We start from the raw sequence: 23,625 nt of genomic DNA, 5'->3' as shown, positions 1-23,625 counted from the left end.
TTGCAAGCGGGCAGCAGCCCTCAGGCCGGCGCACCCGGCCGGGCGCGCCGCGCGCCATAATACGCCCAGAGCAGATGCGCCGCCACGCCGCGCAAGGGCCGCCAATCTTCCGCTATGGCTTTCAGGCCGATGGGGGTGCAGCGCCCGCCCAGCTGCAGCGCCTCCCCCGCCGCCACCTGCAGGGCAAGGTCGCCATGGGGGAAGGCATCGGCGCGCCCGAGGCAGAACAGGAGGTAGATGTCGGCGGTCCACAGGCCGATGCCCGGCAGGCGGGTGAGCGCGGCGGCCGCCGCATCGGCCGGCAGGCGCGCCAGGGCGTCGAGGTCCGCCTCCCCCGCCGCCAACGCCCGGGCGATGCCGGTGAGGGTGCGGATCTTGGGCGCCGAGAGCCCGGCGGCGCGCAGGGTCGCCGCATCGGCGGCAAGGAGGGCGGCGGCCGTGGGTGGGCCGCCAAGCGCCGCCTCCAGCCGCGCCGAGATGGACCGCGCCGCCGCCACGGACAATTGCTGCGCCACCACCACCGCCGCGAGGCCGGCAAAGCCGGGCGGGCGCCGGCGCAGGCTCGGCCGGCCCGCCACCGCCACCAGCGGCCCGAGGCGCGGATCCAGGCGCAGCAACACGTCCAGGGCCTGGTCGAATGCGGCCTGGTCGGCCAGATGCGGTTCCTCCACTTGCCCCTCCCCTCAGTCGCGGCCGGCCCAGCCCGGCGCACGTTCCGTTTCCCTCCGGCGGGTTCGCGCTCTAATGCTGGGTCCCATGCCGCGCCCCCTGCCATCCGCCGCCGCGCCATTCGTCTGCCGCTTCGCGCCCAGCCCCAACGGCCGGCTCCATCTCGGCCATGCCTTCTCCGCCCTCGTCAATGAAGCGGCCGCGCGCCGCATGGGCGGCACCTTCCTGTTGCGCATGGAGGATATCGACGCCACCCGATGCCGCCCGGACCATGAGGCAGCCATTCTCCAGGACCTCGCCTGGCTCGGCATCGCTCCCGATGCCCCGCCGCGGCGCCAGTCGGAACATTTCGCCGATTATGCCGCGGCGCTGGAGCGCCTCAGCGCCATGGGGCTCATTTATGCGGCGTTCGAGAGCCGGGCCGACATCGCCCGCGCCGTCATCGCCCGCGAGGCGGCCACGGGCCGTCCCGCCCTGCGCGACCCCGACGGCGCCCCGCTCTTCCCCTTCGCCCGCAGCGCCATGAGCGAGGCCGAGCGCGACGCCCGCCGGGCCGAAGGCGCGCCCTTCGTGCTGCGGCTGGACATGGCCGCCGCCCTGGCTGCGGCCGAAGCCCTGCCCGGCGGGCCGCTGGGCTGGACCGAGGCGCAGGGCGTGCCGGAAGGGCCGCGTGCTCCCGTGCCCGCCGATCCCACCCGCTGGGGCGACGTGGTGCTGGCCCGCAAGGACGTGCCCACCAGCTACCATCTTTCCGTGGTGGTGGATGACGCGGCGCAGGGCATCACCCACGTCATCCGCGGCATGGACCTGTTCCACGCCACCTCGGTGCATGTGCTGCTGCAACGCCTGCTCGGCCTGCCGACGCCGCTCTACCATCACCACCGGCTGATCCACGACGACAGCGGCCGCAAGCTCTCCAAGAGCAATGCCGCCACCAGCCTCGCGGCCCTGCGCGCGGCCGGGGTGCGCCCGCAGGACATCCGCGCCCGCCTTCAGCCCACCCCGAGCACATAGAGCCAGATGGCCACCGTGAACACCGCCAGACCGGTGGAGAGCGACACCGCGCTGGTGGAGGTGCCCACCGCAATGCCGTAGCGCTGGGCCAGGAGATAGCCGTTGATGCCGCTGGGCATGGCCGCGAACAGCACCGCCACCCCCGCCCACACCGGCGGCATGGCGAACACGAAGGTGAGCGCGAACACCGCCGCCGGATGCACCAGCAGCTTGAGCGCGCAGATGACCACCGAGGGGCCGAAATCGCCGCCGGCCATGCCGTAGCGCTTCAGCGAGAGCCCCAGCGAAATGAGGGCGCAGGGCGTGGCGGCGGCGGCCAGCAGGTCCACCATCTGCTTGGGGATGCCCACCGCCTGCACTCCGGCCACCCGCGCCAGCCCCCCGGCATAGATGCCGATGAGGATGGGGTTGAGCGCCAGCGCCTTCACCAGCTTGAGCACGGTGGCGCGGGAAAAGCCGGCGCTGCCTTCCAGCAGCACGGTGGCGGCCACCAGCATCACCGGCAGGTGCACGGCGATGAGCAGGAACAAAGGCACCGCCCCTTCCTCGCCATAGGCCTTCAGGATCAAGGGCACGCCGACGAACACGGTGTTGGCCTGCCCGGCGGCGAAGCCGTGGATCACGGCCTCCTGCCGGGTGCGGCCGAACAGTTTCTGCGCCGCCAGCATGGCGAGGCCGAAGACGAAGAAGGCGCCGGCGAAATAAGCGATCCAATAGCCCCAGGGCTGGGCTTGCGGCAGCTGCGATTCGCTAAGGGTGCGGAAGATGAGGACCGGCACCGAAAGCGAGAACACGAATTCCGCCAGCCCGTCCGTGGCGCGCTCGCTGACGAGGCCGACCCGGGCCGCAAGATAGCCCACCGCCACCATGCCGAAGACCGGCAGGACGATGACCGCGATGTCGGCAAGGGTGTGCAGCATGGGCCTTTCCTCACGCGGCCTTGACGCGGGCGTCGCCCGCCTGCACCGGCTCCAGCCGGGCCGCGCGCACCCCCACGATGGCGGCCAGCCGCCCGTGCAGGCGGAGGGCAAGCGCGGCCGGGGCGCGGAAGGTCACGTCCACCCTCAACCCGTCCGCATCGGCGGCGCCGTGGGTGCGGACGGGCAGCACATCGTGGATCACGAAGGGTTCGAGCAGGCGCAGCAGCATGTTCGCACCGGGCTCCGCCTCCACCACAAGACGGTGGCAATCAACGGCGGACGCGTCGGCGGCGGGGGAACGGGTGGGGGCCATGGGATGCTTCCGAAACGGGAACGCGCGGCAGAAGGCGCGAGCAGTGCGAGGCGGGGCCGGGCTGCGGCCCCTCGAAAATGCGCGCCGCCGGCATTAAAGTGCGATCCGAGCAAATGGAATCCATTTGCTCGGTGAATCGCCCTCTACACTCAAGACAGAGAACGCATTGTCCGATCCGCTTGCGATGCAAGCCGATCGGCGCGTGCTCCAGCTTCGAACGACGCGTCAGATCACCCGGCCGAGGAGCTCGACCGGGCGACGAATTCGCCGTTGCGCCGGCAGAAGGCCCGGCTGTCTGTTTCCGGAAGGAAGCATGGCGCGAAACTAGGCCCGGCAGCCGGGTTCCGTCAACGCCGGCGTTAATCGGTTTAGAACGCCAGCCTCGACCCGCCGCCATCCGGCCCGCGGCGGTGGGTCACGCGGCCTTGAGGGCGGCGCCGGTTGGCGGAGCCGGGGCTTTGGCGCTATTCTTGCCGGCGTTCACAGTGCCGTTCCGACGGAGACCCCATGGCCCACGTGCTCGACAGCCAGCCGCCCGCGCACGTCCCCGAGGACGCGGCGCCGTCCGGTGTTGCCCCCGCGGCTTCGGGCAAAGCGGAACGCGCCGTGGTGCTGGCGACCGCCCTTGCCGCCGGCGCCCTGTTTGCCGCGGCGGCGCTGCTGTGGGCCCGGGACGGCGCCACCCTCTTCTTCGACATCATGAATGCGGGCATCGGCTCCTGCCTGTGACCGACGGCCCGCGCGCCCGCAGCGGCGCCGGAAAAACCAGGGTTGACCCCGCACATGGCTGATCCCACCAAAGGCAAGAAGACGCCTCCCGCCAGCCGGACCGCCGGCAGCAGCGCGGCGCGGCGCGGCATCATCCTTCTGTTCGCGGCGTTCGCCGCCGGCGCCGTGGTCCTCGTCGCCGCCGTCACCATGCTGATGCCCGCCGCCCCGCCCACGGTGAGCTGCATCGGGGACCGCGCGGGTGGGCGGGCCGTTCACCCTGGTGGACGAAACCGGCAACCCGGTCACGGAAGCCGTGCTCAAGGGCAAGCCGAGCCTCGTCTTCTTCGGCTTCACCCACTGCCCGGACGTGTGCCCCACCGCCCTGTTCGAGATGTCGGAGATCTTCGCCGCCCTCGGCCCCGACGCCGACAAGGCGCAGGCCATATTCGTGAGCGTGGACCCCGAGCGCGACACCCCCGCGGTGCTGAAATCCTACCTCTCCAGCTTCGCGCCGCAGATCCATGGCCTCAGCGGCACACCCGAGGCGGTGGAGGCCATCAAGAAGCATTACCGCGTGTATTCCCGCAAGGTTCCCCTCTCGGATGGGGACTACACCATGGACCACACGGCGGTGGTCTATCTCATGGACAAGAGCGGAACCTTCGTGGCGCCGTTCAATTCCAAGCGGCCGCCGGCCGAGTCCGCGGCGGAGCTGAAGCGCTACTTCTGACCGGCGCCGCGCCCGCATCCCCCGCGGCGGCGCCGGGCGCGCGGCGGGGGGAAAGGCCGTGCTCGGTCTTGCGCCAGAAATGGGGCCGGCGCACCAGTTCCACCATCGCCCGCCAGGCCGCCAGCGAAAGCAGCAGCCAGTAGGCCGGAATGGAGAGGATGACGCCCCAGCGCACCGGCAGTTCCCGCCGGCGCAGGCCCATGATGGCGGTGGCGGCCGTGCCGGCATAGCCCGCAACCAGGGTCGCGTAGGTCAGGGCCGAGGTCAGCACCTCCGCCGGCGTGGTGCAGGGCAGGCCGGCCACGCCGCGGGCGATGTCGTGCGCGAACAGCGCCAGGCACAGGGGATGCAGCAGTGCCGCCGCGAACGGCCCGCCGGCCAGCACGCAGAGGGCCAGGCTCGCCCCCGGCCCCAGGTCGCGCACCAGCGCGCGGGGGCGGCGGCCGTGCACCATCAGCGTCTGCGCCCAACCCTTCAGCCAGCGGGTGCGCTGGCCCAGCCAGGCGCGCCGCGTCACCGGCGCCTCCTCATAGGTGGTGGCGGCGATGACGCGGGTGAGGAAGCCCGCCCGCGCCAGCCGGATGCCGAGGTCCGCATCCTCGGTGACATTGTAGGGGTCCCACGCCCCCACCTGCTCCAGCACCCCGCGGCGGAAATGGTTGGAGGTGCCACCCAGCAGGATCGGCAGGCCGAGGGCGGAAAGCACCGGCAGCAGCACGTCGAACTGCCCGGCATATTCGGCGGCGAAATGGCCGGCGATCCAGCTGTCGGCGCCATTGTCCACGCACAGCCGCGCCTGCACGCAGGCGACCTTGGGCCCGCCCTGCCGGAAGGCATCGAGGGCGCGCAGCAACTGGTCCGGCTCCGGCAGATCCTCGGCGTCATAGACCGCCACGAAGGCGCCGCGGGCGAACGGCAGCGCCACGTCGAGGGCCTTCGGCTTGGTGCGCGGGCCGATGGCGGGCACCGCCACTTCCTCCATATGGGGCGGCAGCCGCCCGGCCCGGTGAAGGGCGGCAAGGGCGGCGCGGGTCTCGGCGTCGTCTGCCTCCACCACCAGCTTGATGTCCAGCTTCTCCGGCGGATAATCCAGCGCGGCCAAGGCCTTCACCAGATGCGGCAGGCTCGCCGCCTCGCGATAGAGCGGCACCAGCACCGCATAGAGCGGCAACTCGCGCTCGGCGCTGCTGGGGGCCGGCTCCATGGGCGCGGCATAGAGGCAGCCGGCGAGCCGCAGCGCGATCCAGGACAGGAACACCAGGGAGAGCAGCGCCTGCACCAGCAGCAGCCCCACCGCCGGCGCCAGCGCGAGAAGCAGGGCCACGGGCAGGGCGCCAACCAGCCCGGCCACGGCGAAGGCCCGGGCAGGGCGCAGGGTGGCGGCCGATTTCAAGGGCGCCGCCTCGGCCAAAGCGGAAACGGCGTCTGCCGCCAGGGCCGGGCCGGCCACCGCCATCACATGCCGGCGCAGCGCCGCCGGGGCCACGAGGCGCACCCGCCGCGCCAGGCCGGCATCCGCCTTCAGGGCCCGGAACAGGCGCCGCGCCTGCCGCCCCCGCGCGGCCATGGTGAAATGCGGGCGGGCGCCGGCCGCATCCAGCAGCACGCCGGTGCGCAGCGCCGCCCGCGCCATGGCGGCATCGGCGGGAATGTCGGCTGGCCCCGGCTCCGCCACCTCCAGGCCCAGATGGACGGCAAGGCGGCGGGTGGCATCCGCCCCGTCCACCAGCCGCCCGGCCACCAGCACCTCGTCCGCCCCCATGCCGATCTCGCGGGCCCGGCGGGCCGCCGCGGCGAGGGTGGACTCAGGCAGCCAGCCGGCGAAGGGCCGCAGCTCGGGCACGAGGGGAAGGGAGCGCTCCCCACCAGCCGGCGCGAGCGCGCCCGCCTCATCCGGCACCGGGCCGGAGCGGGGCTGAAACCTGGTCCATCGCCCGGATTGCGGCCCCGCCCGCCTCTTGCCCGCGGACCGCGCGTCCCCCACCATGCCCCGCCCCCTGAAGCGCAACCTGAAGGTAGTCCCGTCCCCATGGCTCGACCAGATCCTTTCGCTGTGCTGCGCGCATCCGCCGCCCGCCTCGCCCCGGCGATGGCGCTGTGCGCGGCGCTGCTGCTCCCCCTCTGCGCCGCCGCGCAGGAGCGGCGGGAAGGGCAAAGCGTGCCCCCGCCGGTGTGGAGCGAAAGCAATGGCGCCACCCCGGGGGTGGTGGTTCCCAACTTCTGGAACGTGGAGCGGCGCCTGGAGCGGCCGGATGCCGCGCGCCTGCCGCGGGAGCTGCGCTTCGTCACCACCGACGATTACCCGCCCTTCAACTTCCTGAACGCCAACGGCGTGCTCTCCGGCTTCAACGTGGACCTCGCCCGGGCCATCTGCGCCGAGCTGGCGGTCACCTGCGTCATCCAGACCGCCGCCTTCAACGGGCTGGCCGAGGCGGTGGACCAGGGCCGCGCCGACGCCATCATCGCCGGCCTCGCCGCCACCCCCGCCACCCGCGCCACGCTGGAATTCTCCGAGCGCTACCTGGGCACGCCGGCGCGCTTTGCCGGGCGCCAGCAGGAAACGCTTGCGAGCGCGACCCCGGAAAGCGTGGCCGCCAAGAAGGTGGCGGTGGTGAGCCGCACCGCCCACGAGGCCTACCTGCGCTCCTTCTTCAACGAGGCCGCCATCCGCCCCTATTCCGACCTCAAGGCGGCGCAGGAGGCGCTGACATCCGGCGCGGTGGACCTCCTGTTTGCCGACGGCATCGCCCTCGCCCTCTGGCTCAACGGCACCGAAAGCGCCGGCTGCTGCCGCTTCATCGGCGGCCCCTTCACCGAGAGCCGCTTCTTCGGCGAGGGCTTCCAGGTGGCGGTGCGCGAGGGCAACGACACCTTGCGCCACGCCATCGACTTCGCCCTCCAGCGCATCTGGGAGAAGGGCGTCTACACGGACATCTACCTGCGCTGGTTTCCCATCGGCTTCTACTGATGCCAAGGCCGGCGCGGCGCTTCAGCGACCCGCCTCGGACCGGTCAGAGGCGGGAGCCGACGACCGCAGGGGGTGCGGCCGGGCGTTGACGCCCCCCGCGCCGCTCCTTAGAGCAGGTCGATGTTCCCGGGCCGCGCGCCGGCGCGCCCGGCCCGCCCGATCGTCTGGAGATGCGTATGAGCACGGCGCCCGCCCCCACCCCCGCCCCCACCGCCGACCTGGCGGGCGAGATGAAGCGCGCCGCCGAGACCGCCGGCGCCTGGCCGTTCGAGGAAGCCCGCAAGCTGGTGGAGCGCCTGAAGCGCCACCCCAAGGCGGAGGTGCTGTTCGAGACCGGCTACGGCCCCTCCGGCCTGCCGCACATCGGCACCTTCGGCGAGGTGGCGCGCACCACCATGGTGCGCCATGCCTTCCATGTCCTCACCGAGGACAAGGTGAAGACCCGCCTGCTGTGCTTCTCGGACGACATGGACGGCATGCGCAAGATCCCGGAAAATGTGCCGGACCGCGCCGCCCTCGAACCCTATCTGCAGATGCCGCTGACCGCGGTGCCCAACCCGTTCGGCGGGGACTATCCCAGCTTCGGCGACCACAACAACGCCATGCTGCGGCGCTTCCTCGACACCTTCGGCTTCGATTACGAATTCGCCAGCGCCACCGACTATTACAAGAGCGGCAAGCTCGACGCGGTGCTGCTGCGTGTGGCGCAGAGGTACGAGGCCATCATGCAGGTGATGCTGCCCACCCTCGGCGAGGAGCGCCAGGCCACCTACAGCCCGTTCCTGCCCATCTCCCCCGTCAGCGGGCGCGTGCTCTACGTGCCGCTGAAGGCGGTGGACGCGGCGGCCGGCACCATCACCTTCACCGACGAGGACGGGGTGGACAAGACCGTCCCCGTCACCGGTGGCAGGGTGAAGCTCCAGTGGAAGCCGGACTTCGGCGCGCGCTGGGCGGCGCTGGGCGTGGATTTCGAGATGTTCGGCAAGGACCACCAGACCAACGCACCCATCTATGACCGGATCTGCGACATTCTGGACGGAATGGCGCCGGAACACTTCGTCTATGAACTCTTCCTCGACGAGAACGGCCAGAAGATCTCCAAGTCCAAGGGCAATGGCCTGACCATCGACGAGTGGCTGACCTATGCCAGCCCGGAGAGCCTGGCGCTCTACATGTTCCAGTCGCCGCGCTCGGCCAAGAAGCTGCACTTCGACGTGATCCCGAAGGCGGTGGACGAATACTTCAACTTCCTGGCCCGCTATCCGTCGCAGGACTGGAAGAACCGGCTCGGCAACCCGGTGTGGCACATCCATTCGGGCAACCCGCCCGAAATCGACATGCCGGTGTCCTTCACCATGCTGCTCAACCTCGCCTCCGCCTCCAACACGGAGGATGAAAGCGTGCTATGGGGCTTCCTCAACCGCCACGTGCCGGGCGTGTCCGCCGCCACCCACCCCAAGCTCGCCGAGCTGGTGGGCTATGCGGTGAAGTATTTCCATGACTTCGTGAAGCCGAACAAGGTGTTCCGCGCCCCGGACGAAATCGAGCGCGCAGCCCTGCAGCAGCTCGACGCGGCGCTGGCGGCCCTGCCGGAGGGAGCCGGCGGCGACGACATCCAGTCCGCGCTCTACGACGTGGCCCGGCCGATCCCGCGCTATCAGGACCTCAAGGCCAAGGGCGCCACGCCGGAGCGGCCGGGCGTGTCGGTGGAATGGTTCAATACCCTGTACCAGGTGCTTCTGGGCCTCGCCCGCGGCCCGCGCTTCGGCTCGTTCGTGGCGATCTACGGGGTGGCGGAGACGCGGGAGCTGATCCGCAAGGCGCTGGCCGGGGAACTGGCGGCGTAGGGCGGCGGCCTCACCGGCCACGCCCGGCGCACCGGTGATGGCCGGGCGCGTCCCGGCCGTCCACGCGGGAGGGCCGGGTCACGCCTTCGCGCGGCCGGCACCCGCAGGCCCGGGCCTGCGGGCGACTGCGGCTCACATGTTGGGATAGTTCGGCCCGCCGCCGCCTTCCGGCGCCGTCCAGGTGATGTTCTGGTTCGGGTCCTTGATGTCGCACGTCTTGCAGTGGACGCAGTTCTGCGCGTTGATCTGGAAGCGCGGACCCGCCGTCTCCTCCACCCATTCATAAACGCCCGCCGGGCAATAACGGTTGGAGGGGCCGGCGAACACGTCGTGCTCGGAGGCCTTCTGCAGGGCCATGTCCTTCACCACGAGATGCACCTGCTGGTCCTCCTCGTGGTTGGTGTTGGAGATGAACACCGAGGACAGCTTGTCGAAGGTCAGCACCCCGTCCGGCTTGGGGTAGGCGATGGGCTTGAACTGCGCGGCGGGCTTCAGCGAGGCCGCATCCGTCTTGCCGTGCTTCAGGGTGCCGAACAGGGAAAAGCCGAACGTGTTGGTCCACATGTCCAGCGCCCCCAGCGGGATGCCGACGAAGGTGCCGAACTTCGACCACAGGGGCTTCATGTTGCGGACCCTCTTCAGGTCGTCGCCCACCTGCGAGGTGCGCCACGCCGCCTCGTAGGTGGAAAGCTCGTCCTGGCCGCGCCCCGCGCCCAGGGCGTCCAGCAGGTGGTCGGCCGCCAGCATGCCGGAGAGCACCGCATTGTGGCTGCCCTTGATGCGCGGCACGTTCACGAAGCCCGCCGCGCAGCCCACCAGCACGCCGCCGGGGAAGCTGAGCCTGGGCACGCTCTGAAAGCCCCCCTCGGTGATGGCACGCGCGCCATAGGAAATGCGCTTGCCGCCCTCGAAGGTGTCGCGGAAGAAGGGGTGGGTCTTGAAGCGCTGGAATTCGTCGAAGGGCGACAGCCAGGGGTTCTGGTAGTTGAGATGGACCACGAAGCCCACCACCACCTGCTCGTCCTCGATATGGTAGAGGAAGGCGCCGCCGCCGGTCTTCGAATCCAGCGGCCAGCCGAAGGCGTGCTGCACCAGGCCGGGCTTGTGCTTCTCCTTCTTCACCTTCCAGAGCTCTTTCAGCCCGATGCCGAACTTGGGCACGTCGCTGCCGGCGTCCAGGGCATATTTGGCGATGATCTGCTTGGTGAGGTGACCGCGCGCGCCCTCGGCGAACACGGTGTAGCGCCCGCGCAATTCCATGCCGCGGGTGAACTCGCCCTTGGGCGTGCCGTGCCGGTCCACGCCCATGTCGCCGGTGGCGATGCCGGTGACCGCGCCCTTCTCGTCATAGAGGATCTCGTCGGCGGCGAAGCCGGGATAGATCTCCACCCCCAGCTCCTCCGCCTTCTTCGCCAGGAAGCGGCAGACATTGCCCAGGGAGCCGACATAATTGCCGTGATTGTTCATCAAAGGCGGCATGGCGAAATTGGGCAGGCGGAAGCCGCCGGCGGGCCCGAGCAGATAGAAGGCGTCATCCGTGACCGTGACGCTGAGCGGGCATTCCGCATCCTCGCGCCAGCCGGGCAGCAGGCCGTCGAGGCCGATGGGGTCGATCACCGCGCCGGACAGGATGTGGGCGCCCACCTCGGAGCCCTTCTCCACCACCACCACGGACACGTCCGAGCCGCGCTCTGCCGCCTGCTGCTTCAGGCGAATGGCGGTGGCAAGGCCGGCCGGGCCGGCGCCGACCACCACCACGTCATAATCCATGCCTTCGCGTTCAGGCAGTTCCGCCGCGCTCATCCCTCAGCTCCCCATCTGCGCCATTGGCCGTTGACTGGACTTTTTCCATGGTTGGGGCGCAATGACAATGGCGTATTATCCTATAGGGTAATTTGTTGACGCTTGATGCTGACCAAGGCGGGCGCGGCCGCCTGCCCTTTCCAGGAGCGGCGCCGTCGGGACAGCCGGCGCGCCGACGAACTCCCTTTCGCCGGCATGGCATACAAGAGGCGGAGCCGGCCCATTGATTGGCTGGCGCGATTCAATGGAAGATGAAACTTCATTTATTTATATTGAGATAGACGCCTCAGGGGAAACCGCGGGGCGGTTCCCTATACACGGATCGCGCTCTAGGATGGCGCCATGACCCATCCGGCCCCCGACCCTTGGCGCGACATCCTGGCCTTCCATCTGGAGGCCGGGGTGGACGTGGCGCTGGACGAAGCGCCGGTGGACCGTTTCGCCCAGAGCGCTGCAGACGCCGCGCGCGCACGGGCCGCGCCTTCCCCCGCCCAAATTTCCGCCCCCGCCCAAAAACCTGCCGCCGCCCAAGAACCTGCCCCGCCGCGAAACCTCGCCGCCCCGGCGGGTGCGCCGCGCGTGACCCGGCACGAGCCGGCTACGCCCCCGGCCGCCGCGGCGCTGATCACCCAGCCTCCTGATGCGGCGGTGATGACGGCCCGCGAGGCGGCCCGCGGGGCGGCCTCGCTCGATGAGCTGCGCGCCATCATGGAGGGGTTCGAAGGCTGTGCGCTGAAGCGCACCGCAAGCCGGCTGGTGTTTGCGGACGGCAATCCCGCGGCAAAGGTCATGTTCGTGGGCGAGGCGCCGGGCCGCGAGGAGGACCAGCAGGGCCTGCCCTTCGTCGGCCGCTCCGGCCGCCTCCTGGACCTGATGATGGCGGCCATCGGCCTCGACCGGACCCGGGCCTACATCGCCAACGTCATCCCCTGGCGCCCGCCGGGCAACCGCACGCCGACGCCGCAGGAAACCGCGGTGTGCCTGCCCTTCATCACACGGCAGATCGAGCTGGCGAACCCGGACATCCTCGTGTGTCTGGGCGGGCCGTCGGCGCAGGCGCTGCTGGCCACCAGCGAGGGCATCACCAAGCTGCGCGGGCGCTTCCTGCCGTATGAGACGGGGAGCCGCAGCATCCGGGCCATCGCCACCTTCCACCCGGCCTATCTGCTGCGCACCCCCATCGGCAAGCGCCTTGCCTGGCGCGACATGCTGGCGGTGGAGGCGGCGCTTGGCGGCGCCTGATGCACGCCCTTAGGGCACGCGCAGATCAGCCTGCACCGCAAGCTGGTCGGATAACGCGTTCTCTATCAATAATTTAGAGACTGATTCACCGATCAGGTTGATTCAACCTGATCGGATCAGGTTCTAGCCGTCGTTCCCCAGCGGCGCGAGCACCAGCGCGGAATTGCGGTAGCGCGGATCATAGGTGACTTCCTCGCCCACCCAGTCGGGCAGGATCACGTGCTCGTCGGTGCCTTCCAGTTCCACCTCCGCCACCACCAGCCCGTCGTTCTCGCCCTCGAACACGTCGATGGTCCATGCCTTGCCGGCATGTTCCACGGAATAGCGGGTCTTCTCGATGAGCGGCCGGGCGCAGAGCGTGTCCAGCATGGTCTCCGCGTCAGGGAGCGGAATGGCATATTCGAACTCGGCGCGGGACAGCCCTTCGGTCTTGCTCTTCACCGTGATGAAGGCATCCACGCCGGCGATACGGATGCGCACCGTGGTGTCGTCGCCGAGGCAGAGATAGCCCTGGCGAATGCTGCAGGCCCGCGCGCCTGCCCGCCATGTGTTTGAAGTGACAAGAAACTTGCGCTCGATTTCCAGGGGCATGGGCAGCCGGCTTACCTATTGGGCAGAATGTTTATCCCTGCGCAACGGCGCCCCGTCTAGCCCCTCGGGCGCCCCAACATCCTCATCTTTCGGGCGAAATCGGTTTCACAACGCATTCTGCGTCAACAGGCAGCGGCCATGCCTGCAATGTCTGCTGGCCGCCGCCTACCGCTTCGCCTCAGGCGTGTACTTTGCGCTTGGGCACCTTCACCGCCTCGGCGTCCACGTCATGGCGCGAGGGCGGGTTGTCGGCGCCGATGGTGGTGATGCGCATGATGTTGGTGGTGCCCGGCTTGGCGAAGGGCACGCCGGCGGTGATGGCGAGGCGGTCGCCCGGCTTGCCGAGGTCGCTCTCCACCGCCGTGCGCACCGCGGTGTCCACCATGTCGCCGAAGGAGTGGATATCCTCCTTCATGTGCACGGCGTGCACCCCGTAGGACAGGGCGAGGCGGCGCGCCGTCTCCATCTTGGGCGTGAGGCCCAGGATCGGGATGGCGGGCCGCTCGCGCGCGGCGCGCAGGCCGGTGGTGCCGGACAGGGTGAAGGCGACGAAGGCGGCGGCGTCCACCGCCATGGCCGCCTGGTAGGTGGCCTTGGTCACCGCGTCGCCAATGGTCTTGCCCCATTCGGCCTGGGTGGCGTCCAGCACCTGCCGGTAGCCGGGATCGCACTCCACGTGGCGGATGATGTCGTCCATGAAGGTCACCGCCTCCACCGGGAACTGGCCGGCGGCCGTCTCGGCGGAGAGCATCACGCAGTCGGCGCCCTCATAGACCGCGGTGGCCACGTCGGACACCTCGGCGCGGGTGGGCACCGGGGCGGTGATCATGGATTCCAGCATCTGGGTGGCGACGATCACCGGCCGGCCGAACTTGCGGGATTCGGCGATCATCCGCTTCTGCAGCGCCGGCACCTCGGCCAAAGAGAGTTCCACGCCGAGATCGCCGCGGGCCACCATGATGGCGTCGGAAAGCTCCACCAGTTCGGTCAGGTGCTCCACCGCCGCCGGCTTCTCCATCTTCAGCATGATGGCGGCGCGGCCCTTCACCAGCCCACGCGCCTCGTGGATGTCCTCCGGCCGCTGGACGAAGGAGAGCGCGATCCACTCCACCCCCGCCTCGCAGGCGAATTCCAGGTCCAGCCGGTCCTTGGCGGTGAGCGGCGAGAGCGGCAGCACCACGTCGGGAATGTTGAAGCCCTTGTTGTTGGAAAGCCGGGTGCCGGCCACCACCTGGGCCTCCAGGAAGCCGGCGCCCTTCTCCACCACCTTCAGGCGCACCTTGCCGTCGTCGCACAGCACGGTGGAGCCCACGGTGAGGGCTTCCAGGATGTCGGGATGGGGAATGGGAACGCGCTTCTCGTCACCCAGCCGCTCCACGTCGGCATCGAAGTGCAGCACGTCGCCGGCCTTGATGGCGATGGCGCCGTCCTTGAACTTGCCGATGCGCAGCTTGGGGCCCTGCATGTCGGCGATGACGCCGATGGGACGGTTCATCTCCTTTTCCAGCCGGCGGATGCGCGCCAGCACGGCGCCGTGGTCGTCCTGGGTGCCATGGCTGAAATTGAGCCGGAACACGTCCACGCCCGCCAGGAAGAGCGCCTTCAGCTTCTCCTCGCTGTTGGAGGCGGGTCCCACTGTCGCGACGATCTTGGTGGCACGCTGGCGCTTGTGCATGGGATGGCGTTTCGTGGGCATGGGTGCTCCTCCCGCTCCGCGTTTCTCACGCGGTGTCGTGCGTCTTTAGGGCCATGATGCCCGGCATTGGTCTACGCATAAAGTCGCATAAGCGGCAGCATGGCTGCCGGATCGGCGCGGCCGCGGCGCCTGTGTCTCGCCCGCCGGGCATCGGTCGGGGCGCGCAGCCGCACGGCGTGTGCAGCAAGGGATGCCCGTTCCCGGGCCGCTGGCCCGCGGGCGCGGCCGGCGCGGCCGCTGTTCAAGCCGGGCCGGCATCCGGCGCGACGTCGCGTCAAAGTGAACCGGCATCGGCCGGAGGGGACGGGCGAACCGTGCCCGGCCTGCAGGCGGCGGGCGGCGGGGCGGCCGCCGCCCGCCAGCGTCACGCGATCTCGTGATTCGCGAGCAGTTCCAGGGCCTTCACCATAGCCGAGTGATCCCACTTGGAGCCGCCGTGCGCGGCGCAGGCGTTGAACAGCTCCTGGCAGGTGGCAGTGTTGGGCAGGCTCACGCCCAGCGCCTTTGCGCTCTGCAGCGCAAGGTTCAGGTCCTTCTGGTGCAGCTCGATGCGGAAGCCCGGATCGAAGGTGCGCTTCACCATGCGATCGCCGTGCACCTCCAGGATCTTGGACGAAGCGAAGCCACCCATGAGGGCCTGGCGCACCTTGGCCGGGTCGGCGCCGGCCTTCGAGGCGAACAGCAGGGCCTCGCCCACCGCCTCGATGGTGAGGGCCACGATGATCTGGTTGGCGACTTTGGTGGTCTGCCCGTCGCCATTGCCGCCCACGAGGGTGATGTTCTTGCCCATCTTCTCGAACAGGGGCTTCACCGTCTCGAACGCACCTTCCGGCCCGCCGATCATGATGGTGAGGCTCGCCGCCTTGGCGCCCACCTCGCCGCCGGAGACCGGGGCGTCCAGATAATCGCAGCCCAGCGCATTGATCTTCTGGGCGAAACCCTTGGTGGCCACCGGCGAGATGGAGCTCATGTCCACCACGATCTTGCCCGCGCAGAGCCCCTCGGCCACGCCGCCGGCGCCGAACAGGGCCTCCTCCACATGGGGGGTGTCCGGCACCATGGTGATGATCACCTCGGCATTCTTCGCCACCTCGGCGGAGGAGGCGCAGGCGGTGGCACCCTTGGCGACCAGTTCCTCCGGGATGCGGAACACGTCATAGACGAACAGGCTGTGGCCGGCGGCGATGAGGTGGCCGGCCATGGGGGTGCCCATGATGCCAAGGCCGATGAAACCGACGTTCATGTGCGTTTCTCCTGAAGAGTTGTTTTGGCCGGGATGACTGTTCCAGCTTGTTTGCTGTGCCGCTCAGCCCTTGTAGGGCGCAAACCAGCCGAGGCCTTCGTCCGTGGTGGTCTTCGGCTTGTATTCGCAGCCGATCCAGCCGTCATAACCGGTGGCGTCGATGGCCTCGAACAGGAAGGGATAGTTGATCTCCCCCGTCCCCGGCTCGCCCCGGCCCGGATTGTCGGCAAGCTGGATATGCTTGATGCGCGCAATATTGGCGCGGATGGTGGGGGTCAAATCCCCCTCCATGATCTGCATGTGATAGATGTCGTACTGGAAGAAGATGTCGTCGGCGCCGACCTCATCCAGCACGGTGAGCGTCTGCCTGGTGTTGTGCAGATGGAAGCCGGGGATGTCGCGGGTGTTGATGGCTTCCACCACAAAGGGAATGCGCGCCTTCTTCAGTTCGGCTGCAGCGAACTTCAGGTTGGCCACCAGCGTCTCGTGCACCTTTTCGGCCGGCACATCCTTGGGGGTCAGGCCGGCAAGGCAGTTGATGGCCTTGGTGCCGAGGGCCTTCGCATAGTCGATGCCTTTGGCCACGCTGTCCTGGAACTCGCCCTCGCGGCCCGGCAGGCAGGCGATGCCGCGCTCGCCCGCCGCCCAGTCGCCGGCCGGCAGGTTGTGCAGCGCCTGGACGAGGTTGTTGCGGGCCAGCTTCTCGGCCAACGCGTCCTTCTCGTAGGCATAGGGGAAAAGATATTCCACACCCGTGAACCCGGCCTGGGCCGCCTTGTCGAAGCGGTCGAGGAAATCCATCTCGTTCCACAGCATGGTGAGGTTGGCGGCGAACTTGGGCATGCGTCTCTCCGCGGGCTGAGCCGTTGTCGTTGGCACACTGTCATGCCCCGGCTGGGCCGGGGCATCCAGGGCAATTTAAATCGTTATGAGCGGAAGGGGAGGCCGCGGATCACTCCGCCGGCTCCAGGGCGCGGACCTCCGCGAGGGGCATGTCGAGGATCTCCTCGAACTCATTGATCTTGTCGATCTCCAGCCCCATGGCGATGTTGGTGACCCGCTCCAGGATGAATTCCAGCACCACCGGGACCTGGTGCTCGGCCATCAGCGCCTCCGCCTTGGCGAAGGCGTCCTTGAACTCGTTCGGCGTGCGCACCCGGATGGCCTTGCAGCCGAGGCCCTCGGCCACCGCCACATGGTCCACGCCATAGGCGCCGATGTCCTCCGAATTGATGTTGTCGAAGGCAAGGCTCACCTCGTAGTCCATCTCGAAGCCGCGCTGGGCCTGGCGGATGAGGCCGAGGTAGGAATTGTTCACCACCACATGCAGGTAGGGCAGCTTGTGCTGGGCGCCCACCGCCAGCTCCTCGATGAGGAACTGGAAGTCGTAGTCGCCCGAGAGCGCGACGATCTTGGCGTCGGGCCGCGCGGCGCGCACGCCGAGAGCGGCCGGCAGGGTCCAGCCCAGCGGGCCGGCCTGGCCGCAATTGATCCAGTGGCGCGGATTGTAGACGTGCAGGAACTGCGCCCCGGCAATCTGCGACAGGCCGATGGTGGAGACATAGGTGACGTCCCGGCCCAGCGCCTCGTTCATCTCCTCATAGACCCGCTGGGGCTTCAGCGGCACGGCGTCGAAATGGCTCTTGCGCAGCATGGTCTGCTTGCGGGCGAGGCATGCGTCGGCCCATTGGGTCCAGTCGGGCAGCTTGCCCGCCGCCTTCAGTTCGAGCGCGGCGGCGACGAACAATTCCAGCGCCGCCTTGGCGTCGGAGACGATGCCGAAGTCCGGCCCGAACACCCGGCCGATCTGGGTCGGCTCGATGTCCACATGGATGAACCTGCGGCCCTGGGTGTAGACCTCCACCGATCCGGTGTGGCGGTTGGCCCAGCGGTTGCCGATGCCGACCACGAAGTCGGAGGCGAGCAGGTTCGCATTGCCGTAGCGGTGCGAGGTCTGCAGGCCGCACATGCCGGCCATCAGCGGATGGTCGTCGGGAATGGTGCCCCAGCCCATCAGGGTGGGGATGACCGGGATGCCGGTCAGCTCGGCAAATTCCACCAGCAGATCAGAGGCATCGGCATTGATGATGCCGCCGCCGGCGACGATCAGCGGCCGGTCGGCGCCGAGGATCATCGCCATGGCCTTGTCGATCTGCGCCCGGGTGGCGGACGGCTTGTAGACCGGCAGGGGAGTGTAGGTGTCCTCGTCGAACTCGATCTCGGCCAGCTGCACGTCCAGCGGCAGGTCGATGAGCACCGGCCCGGGGCGGCCCGAGCGCATGACGTGGAACGCCTGCTGGAACACCATGGGCACGAGGGCCGGCTCGCGCACGGTCACCGCCCACTTGGTGACCGGCTTGGCGATGGATTCGATGTCCACCGCCTGGAAATCCTCCTTGTAGAGGCGGGCGCGCGGCGCCTGGCCGGTGACGCACAGGATCGGGATGGAATCGGCCGAGGCGGAATAAAGCCCTGTGATCATGTCGGTTCCGGCCGGGCCGGAGGTGCCCAGGCACACGCCGATGTTGCCGGCCACGGCGCGGGTGTAGCCCTCCGCCATGTGGGAGGCGCCTTCCACGTGGCGGGCCAGCACATGGCGGATGGAGCCGCGCGCCTTCAGGGCGGAATAAAGCGGGTTGATGGCCGCGCCGGGAACCCCGAAGGCGCAGCGGATGCCTTCCTTCTCGAGAACACGGACGGCGGCGTCGACGGCGCGCATGCGGGCCATGGCTTCCTCCCCTTGCTTTTATTGTCGTGGGACATGGGATAGCCCCGGGCCGCTTTCGCTTCTATGGGAAGAAATGGAATGACATTGATGCCCGTGAAGAAATAATCATTCCACACCTGCGAGCCGATCGCGTTTGCCTGCGACGATGGTATAGGCTTGGGGACCCGCTTGTTCCGGGGGTGGCCGTGGGGGCGCAGGGCACGAGGTGCCGTGTTGCCCACTTGGGACACCCGACCGGGGATTCCGCCTGGACGCCAATGACCGACATCGCAACGCGCGTGTACAACCACACTTGGAAGATCGACCCCATCGTGCGGTCCGTGCTCGACACGGACTTTTACAAACTATTGATGGGACAAACGATTTTTAACCGCCACCGGGCGACGCGCGTCACCTTCGGCATCCATAACCGGTCCACCCGCATCCGCCTTGCCGACATCATCGACATGGGTGCCCTGCGCGAGCAGCTGGACCATGTGCGCTCGCTCTCGCTGACGCGGGGGGAAAGCACATGGCTGCGCGGCAACATGTTCTACGGCAAGCGGCAGATGTTTTCGCCGGACTATGTGGCCTGGCTCGAAGCATTCCGCTTTCCCGCCTACCATCTGGAGAAGTGGGACGGGCAGTATGAACTGACATTCGAGGGGCCATGGGTGGAAACCACCATGTGGGAGATCCCCGCCCTGGCCATCATCAACGAGCTGCGCTCGCGCGCTGTACTCAAGGACATGGGAAAGTTCGAGCTGCAGATCCTTTATGCCCGGGCCATGGCGCGGGTGTGGGAGAAGGTGGAGTTCCTGAAGACCCTGGCGCCCATCAACATTGCCGATTTCGGCACCCGCCGGCGCCATGGCTTCCTGTGGCAGGACTGGTGCGTGCAGGCGCTGATGGAGGGGCTGGGCGAGGGCTTCCTCGGCACCTCCAACTGCCTCATCGCCATGCGCCGGGAGGTGGAGGCCACGGGCACGAATGCCCATGAGCTGCCAATGGTTTACGCCGCCCTGGCGCGCAACGAGCCGGAGCTGCGCTGGGCGCCCTACCAGGTGCTGGCGGACTGGCAGGAAGACTATGACGGCAACCTGCGCGTCATCCTGCCGGACACCTACGGCACCTCCGGCTTCCTGGCCCATGCCCCCGACTGGATCACCCACTGGACCGGCATCCGCATCGACAGCAAGGAGCCGCTGGCGGGGGGAGAGGAGGCCATTGCGTGGTGGCAGGCACGCGGGCAGGACCCGCGGGAGAAACTGGCCATCTTCTCCGACGGGCTGGATGCGGACGAGGTGGCGCGCATCCACCATGCCTTCAAGGGGCGCATCCGCCTGGGGTTCGGCTGGGGCACGCTTTTGACCAATGATTTCCGTGGCCTGGCCCCCGACGGGGTGCTCGACCCCATCTCCATCGTCTGCAAGGTGGTGTCGGCGAACGGCCGGCCGGCGGTAAAATTGTCCGACAATCCCACCAAGGCCATGGGTCCTCCCGCCGAGATCGAGCACTACAAGCGGGTGTTCGAGGTGGGCCCGCAGGTGGCCCGCACCACCGTGGTGTGAGCCCCGGCGCTTCCAGAGCTTCAGCGGATTCGCCGGCTTCGGCATCAAGAACCGGCACCGCCTGTGCCGGCACTGAAGGGCGCGGACGGGCGCGCCCCCGCGGTCGCGTGAATCGCCTTTAAGCGCACGAATGATGTGTTATAATAAACATATAGACGTGTTTATTATGTGAAATTTGGAGAGACACATGGCAACCCTGCGACTTGGCGACGTGGTTCCCGATTTCGAGGCCCAGACCACCGAGGGCCCCATCAAGTTCCATGAGTGGCTCGGCGACAGCTGGGGCATCCTGTTCTCCCACCCGAAGAACTTCACCCCCGTCTGCACCACCGAGCTGGGCCAGGCCTCGCACCTCAAGGGCGAGTTCGAGGCCCGCGGCGTGAAGCTGATCGGCCTTTCCGTGGACAGCATCGACAACCACCCGGCCTGGGTGGGCGACATCAAGGACGCCACCGGCGCCACCCTGAATTTCCCGCTGATCGCCGACGCCGACCGCAAGGTGTCCGACCTCTACGACCTCATCCACCCCAACGCCAACGACACCCTCACCGTGCGCTCCGTGTTCATCATCGGGCCGGACAAGAAGCTCAAGCTCAGCCTCACCTACCCGGCCTCCACCGGCCGCAATTTCTCCGAGATCCTGCGCGTGGTGGACAGCCTGCAGCTCACCGCCAGGCATTCCGTGGCCACCCCGGTGGACTGGAAGCACGGGGAGGACGTGATCATCGTTCCCTCGCTCTCCGACGAGGCGGCGAAAGAGAAGTTCCCCGAGGGCTGGAAGGCGGTGAAGCCCTACCTGCGCGTGGTGCGCCAGCCGGGGGCGTGAGCCTACGGGCTCGTCCCGTCCTGCGGGAAAAGGCCCGGCGCCCTTCGCGGCGGGCATTGTCCCCGGCCGGCATCCGCCGGCCGGAGGACATCGTCAGGCCGACATGATGTAGTCGCGCAGCTGGGCGCTCTCGCGCTCCATCTCCTCCACGCGGAATTTCACCACGTCGCCGATGGAGATGATGCCCGCCAGCTTGTCGCCGGACACCACGGGCACGTGGCGGAAGCGGCCGCGGGTCATGCGCTCCATGATGACGGGAATGGTTTCCTCGGGGGTGCAGGTCACCACCGCATGGGTCATCACCGCGCTCAGCGGCTCGTCGAGGGCGCTCACGCCCCGCTCCCCGAGCAGGCGCACCACGTCGCGCTCGGAGATGATGCCCTCCACCGCCATTGCGGCATCCACCACCACGATTGCGCCGATGCGCTTCTCCGCCAGCTTCGCCACCGCGTCGCCGAGGCGGGCCTCCGGCAGGAGCGTGACGATCTCCCTGCCCTTCTGATTGAGAATAACGCTCACGGTCATAGGCATGCGCTCCCTTCGCTACACTCCAGGCGGCGGGCTTCGCATGTGGCCGGCCTTGTCTGGAACAGTTCCTGAAGGGGAATGATCACCCGCACCGCGGTGCGACGCAAGAGCGCAACTTGTAGGGGGCCGCCGGGGCGCCTGGGGGCGTCGCCCTCTGCGGGCCGCGCCCCGGCCGCAGCGTCAGTCCGGCCGCACGGCGGGGCGCCCGCGCGGCACCGGATCGAACAGGGAAAACAGCAGCAGCCCGGCAACGAAGCCGCCCACATGGGCCTGCCACGCGATTTCCGCGCCGTCCGCCCCCGGCAGGGAAATACCGAAGGCGAACAGGAGGTTGAGGGCGAACCAGGCGCCCACGAACACCAGCACCCGCCCGTCGCGGAAATTCTCCAGCAGCGAGCCGGCCGGCTGGTGATCGGCGAAGACCGAGCGATGGCCGGACAGGGCCGCCCCCGGAGCGAAGGCGAAGCGCACCGCGGCAGCCATGGTGCCGGACACTGCGGCGGAGGCGCCGATGAGCGGCACCAGCGCATCGGGATGGCTGAGATAATGCGCCCCCGCCCCCGCCGCCGCCGTCACCGCGCAGAACAGGATGAACCGGCCGGAACCGAAACGGCGCGCCACCGGCGTGCCGAAGGCCAGAAGCCAGACCAGATTGACGATGAGGTGCATCCAATTGGCATGGAGCAGGCCGTAGGTGACCACGGACCACACCTTCGGCCCCCACCCGCCGGGCAAATAGAAGATGGTGTCCGGCAAGGTGTAGCGCGCCGGAATGAAGGCGAAATAGAGCAGCAGCTCCAGGTCCGCATCTTCCGAAAGCACGATGGTGCGCAGGGCATGGATGCCCACGAGCGCAAGCGCCAGCACCGCGACGGCGCCGGGCACGTTGAAGACGGGCTGCCGATCCGGCGCGCCGGAAAAGGAAGAGCGATAGGGCACGCTTTGCACATAGGCAGAGCGGTGCGGCGCGGCAAGGGAAAAGCGGGACGTGTCCCGGTGTGAAAACAAGGCAGAGCCGGAACGCCCTCTCCCGCCTGCGGTGGAGGGGAGGCCCTCGCCACCTCGCTCCGGCGCAAGGAAGGAAGCACCGCTTCCCCCTCCCCGGCCCTGCCCCGCCCGAACGCGGCTGTTGCCGCGATCGGGCTCAAGGCACCGAAGCCGGAAACATCCGGCTTCGGGCGAAAGAGGGTTCCGCACCGCGCCCGGGCGGCCGGCGCGTTCTCAAACCGGGACATGACCCGTCTGCGGGATAGACACGGTCAAGGTATCACCTGCGGGCGCGGCACCGACAAAAAGCCGCACACGCTGGAGGTATTTTGGAACCTCACCCGTTAAGGTTAATAGAAGGTTGACGGCGCAATTGCGGCGGTCTTCGGGCATTATCCTTTCATTAACCCCGGTCGGATCCCCGCCATGTCGCCGCGCTCCCTGTCCCCGCGCCTGCTGTCCGCCCTTGCCGCCCTGCTGCTTCTGGCCGCCGGCGGCTCCGGCGCGCATGCCGAGGACCCGCGCGGCGAGACGCGCTTTGCCAACCTGTCTCCCGCCTTCGCCCCCCGCCACCTGAAGGACGGGCGCAACACCACCGCCCCCATGGGCTTCGTGCGCTTCTGCGCCGCCCATGCGCAGGAATGCGACCCCATGGGCAGCGGCGTCCTTTCCATGCGCCTCGATGCCCAGCGCAGCGCCGAGCTGGAGCGCATCAACCGCATCGTCAACGAGGCCGTCCAGCCCGAGACCGACCTCGACCATTTCGGCGAGACCGAGCGCTGGACCTATCCCGACGACGGGCGCGGCGATTGTGAAGACTATGTGCTGGAAAAGCGCCGCCGCCTCGTCAACCTGGGCTGGCCCACCTCGGTCCTGCTCATCACCGTGGTGCGCGACCACGCCGGCGACGGCCACGCGGTGCTCACCGTGGTGACCGACAAGGGCGATCTGGTGCTGGACAACCAGGAGACCGAAATCCGCGCCTGGAAGGATACCGGCTACCGCTTCGTGAAGCGCCAGTCGCAGGTTTCGCCCCCGGCCTGGGTCTCCCTCGGGGAAACCGCCGTGCCGCCGGTGGTGGGCGGCGGGCGCTGAAGCGCAGCCAGACCTGGCGGAAGGCGCCTGCGCCATCGGCCCGGCCGGCGGGCCTTGAGAAATCAGCTTCTGCTCCGGGGCGGACATCGCCGGTCCGCTGCGGACGACGGGGAGGGGCCGGGATCGCCGCCGCGATTCCGGCCCGTTCCGTTTGCGGCCGGCGC

General features: G+C 68.8%; 19 protein-coding genes and 2 pseudogenes. 9 read left to right on the top strand and 12 right to left on the bottom strand.

Annotated elements, in window-relative coordinates; translation table 11 throughout:
• Nucleotides 1–20 precede the first annotated feature (20 nt).
• The gene (locus ACI7BZ_RS09675; RefSeq protein ID WP_414116951.1) at nucleotides 21–671 is read right to left on the bottom strand and encodes a DNA-3-methyladenine glycosylase family protein; all 651 of its coding nucleotides are present in this window, start codon (nucleotides 669–671) and stop codon (nucleotides 21–23) included.
• An 85-nt stretch (nucleotides 672–756) separates the two neighbouring features.
• On the opposite strand from ACI7BZ_RS09675, the gene gluQRS reads away from it, so the two are divergent.
• Entirely contained in the window at nucleotides 757–1,683 is a 927-nt protein-coding gene (gene gluQRS, locus ACI7BZ_RS09670; RefSeq protein ID WP_414116950.1) for a tRNA glutamyl-Q(34) synthetase GluQRS, read from the top strand.
• On the opposite strand, the gene ACI7BZ_RS09665 is transcribed toward gluQRS, so the two are convergent.
• Nucleotides 1,662–2,603, bottom strand: coding sequence for an AEC family transporter (locus ACI7BZ_RS09665; protein WP_414116949.1), 942 nt, complete (start codon nucleotides 2,601–2,603; stop codon nucleotides 1,662–1,664). The genes gluQRS and ACI7BZ_RS09665 overlap by 22 nt on opposite strands.
• A 10-nt stretch (nucleotides 2,604–2,613) precedes the next feature.
• Nucleotides 2,614–2,916: a hypothetical protein gene (locus tag ACI7BZ_RS09660; RefSeq protein WP_414116948.1), complete on the bottom strand. Its 303-nt coding sequence runs from the start codon at nucleotides 2,914–2,916 to the stop codon at nucleotides 2,614–2,616.
• 507 nt (nucleotides 2,917–3,423) lie between these two features.
• Here ACI7BZ_RS09660 and ACI7BZ_RS09655 point away from each other — a divergent pair.
• Both ACI7BZ_RS09655 and ACI7BZ_RS09650 read left to right on the top strand, forming a co-directional pair.
• On the top strand, nucleotides 3,424–3,645 hold the full coding sequence (locus ACI7BZ_RS09655) for a hypothetical protein (protein ID WP_414116947.1): 222 nt from the start codon (nucleotides 3,424–3,426) through the stop codon (nucleotides 3,643–3,645).
• Nucleotides 3,646–3,810: 165 nt separating this feature from the next.
• Nucleotides 3,811–4,357, top strand: a pseudogene (locus ACI7BZ_RS09650) (SCO family protein).
• Here the strand turns inward: ACI7BZ_RS09650 and ACI7BZ_RS09645 are convergent.
• Complete coding sequence (locus tag ACI7BZ_RS09645) at nucleotides 4,302–6,200, bottom strand: glycosyltransferase (protein ID WP_414116946.1); 1,899 nt, start codon at nucleotides 6,198–6,200, stop codon at nucleotides 4,302–4,304. The pseudogene ACI7BZ_RS09650 and the gene ACI7BZ_RS09645 overlap by 56 nt on opposite strands.
• Before the next feature lie 210 nt (nucleotides 6,201–6,410).
• Between ACI7BZ_RS09645 and ACI7BZ_RS09640 the strand changes: the two genes are divergently transcribed.
• Nucleotides 6,411–7,325: a transporter substrate-binding domain-containing protein gene (locus ACI7BZ_RS09640; protein ID WP_414116945.1), complete on the top strand. Its 915-nt coding sequence runs from the start codon at nucleotides 6,411–6,413 to the stop codon at nucleotides 7,323–7,325.
• Between the two features lie 230 nt (nucleotides 7,326–7,555).
• Nucleotides 7,556–9,172, top strand: a complete 1,617-nt coding sequence (locus ACI7BZ_RS09635) for a lysine--tRNA ligase (protein WP_414119130.1) — start codon at nucleotides 7,556–7,558, stop codon at nucleotides 9,170–9,172.
• A gap of 132 nt (nucleotides 9,173–9,304) precedes the next feature.
• Here the strand turns inward: ACI7BZ_RS09635 and ACI7BZ_RS09630 are convergent, their stop codons facing one another.
• Nucleotides 9,305–10,975, bottom strand: a complete 1,671-nt coding sequence (locus ACI7BZ_RS09630; protein WP_414116944.1) for an electron transfer flavoprotein-ubiquinone oxidoreductase — start codon at nucleotides 10,973–10,975, stop codon at nucleotides 9,305–9,307.
• 342 nt (nucleotides 10,976–11,317) lie between these two features.
• Between ACI7BZ_RS09630 and ACI7BZ_RS09625 the strand changes: the two genes are divergently transcribed.
• Nucleotides 11,318–12,217 (top strand): uracil-DNA glycosylase, encoded by a 900-nt coding sequence (locus ACI7BZ_RS09625; protein ID WP_414116943.1) that lies wholly within the window; start codon nucleotides 11,318–11,320, stop codon nucleotides 12,215–12,217.
• A gap of 123 nt (nucleotides 12,218–12,340) precedes the next feature.
• Here the strand turns inward: ACI7BZ_RS09625 and ACI7BZ_RS09620 are convergent, their stop codons facing one another.
• The 5 genes and pseudogenes from ACI7BZ_RS09620 to gcl form a co-directional block, all read right to left on the bottom strand.
• The gene (locus tag ACI7BZ_RS09620; RefSeq protein ID WP_414116942.1) at nucleotides 12,341–12,808 is read right to left on the bottom strand and encodes a CYTH domain-containing protein; all 468 of its coding nucleotides are present in this window, start codon (nucleotides 12,806–12,808) and stop codon (nucleotides 12,341–12,343) included.
• A 178-nt stretch (nucleotides 12,809–12,986) separates the two neighbouring features.
• The gene (gene pyk, locus ACI7BZ_RS09615; protein ID WP_414116941.1) at nucleotides 12,987–14,504 is read right to left on the bottom strand and encodes a pyruvate kinase; all 1,518 of its coding nucleotides are present in this window, start codon (nucleotides 14,502–14,504) and stop codon (nucleotides 12,987–12,989) included.
• Nucleotides 14,505–14,868: 364 nt separating this feature from the next.
• A pseudogene (gene glxR / locus ACI7BZ_RS09610) lies at nucleotides 14,869–15,792 on the bottom strand (2-hydroxy-3-oxopropionate reductase); the annotation flags it as partial.
• An 18-nt stretch (nucleotides 15,793–15,810) separates the two neighbouring features.
• Nucleotides 15,811–16,590 carry a hydroxypyruvate isomerase gene (hyi, locus tag ACI7BZ_RS09605; RefSeq protein ID WP_414116939.1) on the bottom strand — a complete coding sequence of 260 codons (780 nt, stop codon included), beginning with the start codon at nucleotides 16,588–16,590 and terminating at the stop codon, nucleotides 15,811–15,813.
• Between the two features lie 109 nt (nucleotides 16,591–16,699).
• Complete coding sequence (gene gcl, locus ACI7BZ_RS09600) at nucleotides 16,700–18,475, bottom strand: glyoxylate carboligase (RefSeq protein ID WP_414116938.1); 1,776 nt, start codon at nucleotides 18,473–18,475, stop codon at nucleotides 16,700–16,702.
• A gap of 257 nt (nucleotides 18,476–18,732) precedes the next feature.
• On the opposite strand from gcl, the gene pncB reads away from it, so the two are divergent.
• Nucleotides 18,733–20,025 (top strand): nicotinate phosphoribosyltransferase, encoded by a 1,293-nt coding sequence (gene pncB / locus ACI7BZ_RS09595; RefSeq protein ID WP_414116937.1) that lies wholly within the window; start codon nucleotides 18,733–18,735, stop codon nucleotides 20,023–20,025.
• 187 nt (nucleotides 20,026–20,212) lie between these two features.
• Entirely contained in the window at nucleotides 20,213–20,851 is a 639-nt protein-coding gene (locus ACI7BZ_RS09590; RefSeq protein WP_414116936.1) for a peroxiredoxin, read from the top strand.
• 93 nt (nucleotides 20,852–20,944) lie between these two features.
• Here the strand turns inward: ACI7BZ_RS09590 and ACI7BZ_RS09585 are convergent, their stop codons facing one another.
• Both ACI7BZ_RS09585 and ACI7BZ_RS09580 read right to left on the bottom strand, forming a co-directional pair.
• Nucleotides 20,945–21,376: a CBS domain-containing protein gene (locus ACI7BZ_RS09585; protein ID WP_414116935.1), complete on the bottom strand. Its 432-nt coding sequence runs from the start codon at nucleotides 21,374–21,376 to the stop codon at nucleotides 20,945–20,947.
• A 183-nt stretch (nucleotides 21,377–21,559) separates the two neighbouring features.
• Nucleotides 21,560–22,318: a rhomboid family intramembrane serine protease gene (locus ACI7BZ_RS09580; protein WP_414116934.1), complete on the bottom strand. Its 759-nt coding sequence runs from the start codon at nucleotides 22,316–22,318 to the stop codon at nucleotides 21,560–21,562.
• A gap of 474 nt (nucleotides 22,319–22,792) precedes the next feature.
• Here ACI7BZ_RS09580 and ACI7BZ_RS09575 point away from each other — a divergent pair, with 474 nt between their 5' ends.
• Nucleotides 22,793–23,461, top strand: a complete 669-nt coding sequence (locus ACI7BZ_RS09575) for a transglutaminase-like cysteine peptidase (protein ID WP_414116933.1) — start codon at nucleotides 22,793–22,795, stop codon at nucleotides 23,459–23,461.
• The last annotated feature ends 164 nt before the right edge of the window (nucleotides 23,462–23,625 follow it).

The sequence above is a fragment of the Xanthobacter sp. AM11 genome (assembly GCF_047444035.1).
In the GTDB taxonomy this organism is placed as follows: Bacteria; Pseudomonadota; Alphaproteobacteria; order Rhizobiales; family Xanthobacteraceae; genus Xanthobacter.
This window is presented reverse-complemented; position numbering and strand designations above follow the sequence as displayed.

Bases quoted from the DNA above. Each gene is read 5' to 3' on its own strand.
- gluQRS (WP_414116950.1), top strand. From the start codon at position 757: ATGCCGCGCCCCCTGCCATCCGCCGCCGCGCCATTCGTCTGCCGCTTC.
- ACI7BZ_RS09665 (WP_414116949.1), bottom strand. From the start codon at position 2,603: ATGCTGCACACCCTTGCCGACATCGCGGTCATCGTCCTGCCGGTCTTC.
- ACI7BZ_RS09660 (WP_414116948.1), bottom strand. From the start codon at position 2,916: ATGGCCCCCACCCGTTCCCCCGCCGCCGACGCGTCCGCCGTTGATTGC.
- ACI7BZ_RS09655 (WP_414116947.1), top strand. From the start codon at position 3,424: ATGGCCCACGTGCTCGACAGCCAGCCGCCCGCGCACGTCCCCGAGGAC.
- ACI7BZ_RS09635 (WP_414119130.1), top strand. From the start codon at position 7,556: ATGAAGCGCGCCGCCGAGACCGCCGGCGCCTGGCCGTTCGAGGAAGCC.
- ACI7BZ_RS09630 (WP_414116944.1), bottom strand. From the start codon at position 10,975: ATGAGCGCGGCGGAACTGCCTGAACGCGAAGGCATGGATTATGACGTG.
- ACI7BZ_RS09625 (WP_414116943.1), top strand. From the start codon at position 11,318: ATGACCCATCCGGCCCCCGACCCTTGGCGCGACATCCTGGCCTTCCAT.
- ACI7BZ_RS09620 (WP_414116942.1), bottom strand. From the start codon at position 12,808: ATGCCCCTGGAAATCGAGCGCAAGTTTCTTGTCACTTCAAACACATGG.
- pyk (WP_414116941.1), bottom strand. From the start codon at position 14,504: ATGCCCACGAAACGCCATCCCATGCACAAGCGCCAGCGTGCCACCAAG.
- hyi (WP_414116939.1), bottom strand. From the start codon at position 16,590: ATGCCCAAGTTCGCCGCCAACCTCACCATGCTGTGGAACGAGATGGAT.
- gcl (WP_414116938.1), bottom strand. From the start codon at position 18,475: ATGGCCCGCATGCGCGCCGTCGACGCCGCCGTCCGTGTTCTCGAGAAG.
- pncB (WP_414116937.1), top strand. From the start codon at position 18,733: ATGACCGACATCGCAACGCGCGTGTACAACCACACTTGGAAGATCGAC.
- ACI7BZ_RS09590 (WP_414116936.1), top strand. From the start codon at position 20,213: ATGGCAACCCTGCGACTTGGCGACGTGGTTCCCGATTTCGAGGCCCAG.
- ACI7BZ_RS09585 (WP_414116935.1), bottom strand. From the start codon at position 21,376: ATGACCGTGAGCGTTATTCTCAATCAGAAGGGCAGGGAGATCGTCACG.
- ACI7BZ_RS09575 (WP_414116933.1), top strand. From the start codon at position 22,793: ATGTCGCCGCGCTCCCTGTCCCCGCGCCTGCTGTCCGCCCTTGCCGCC.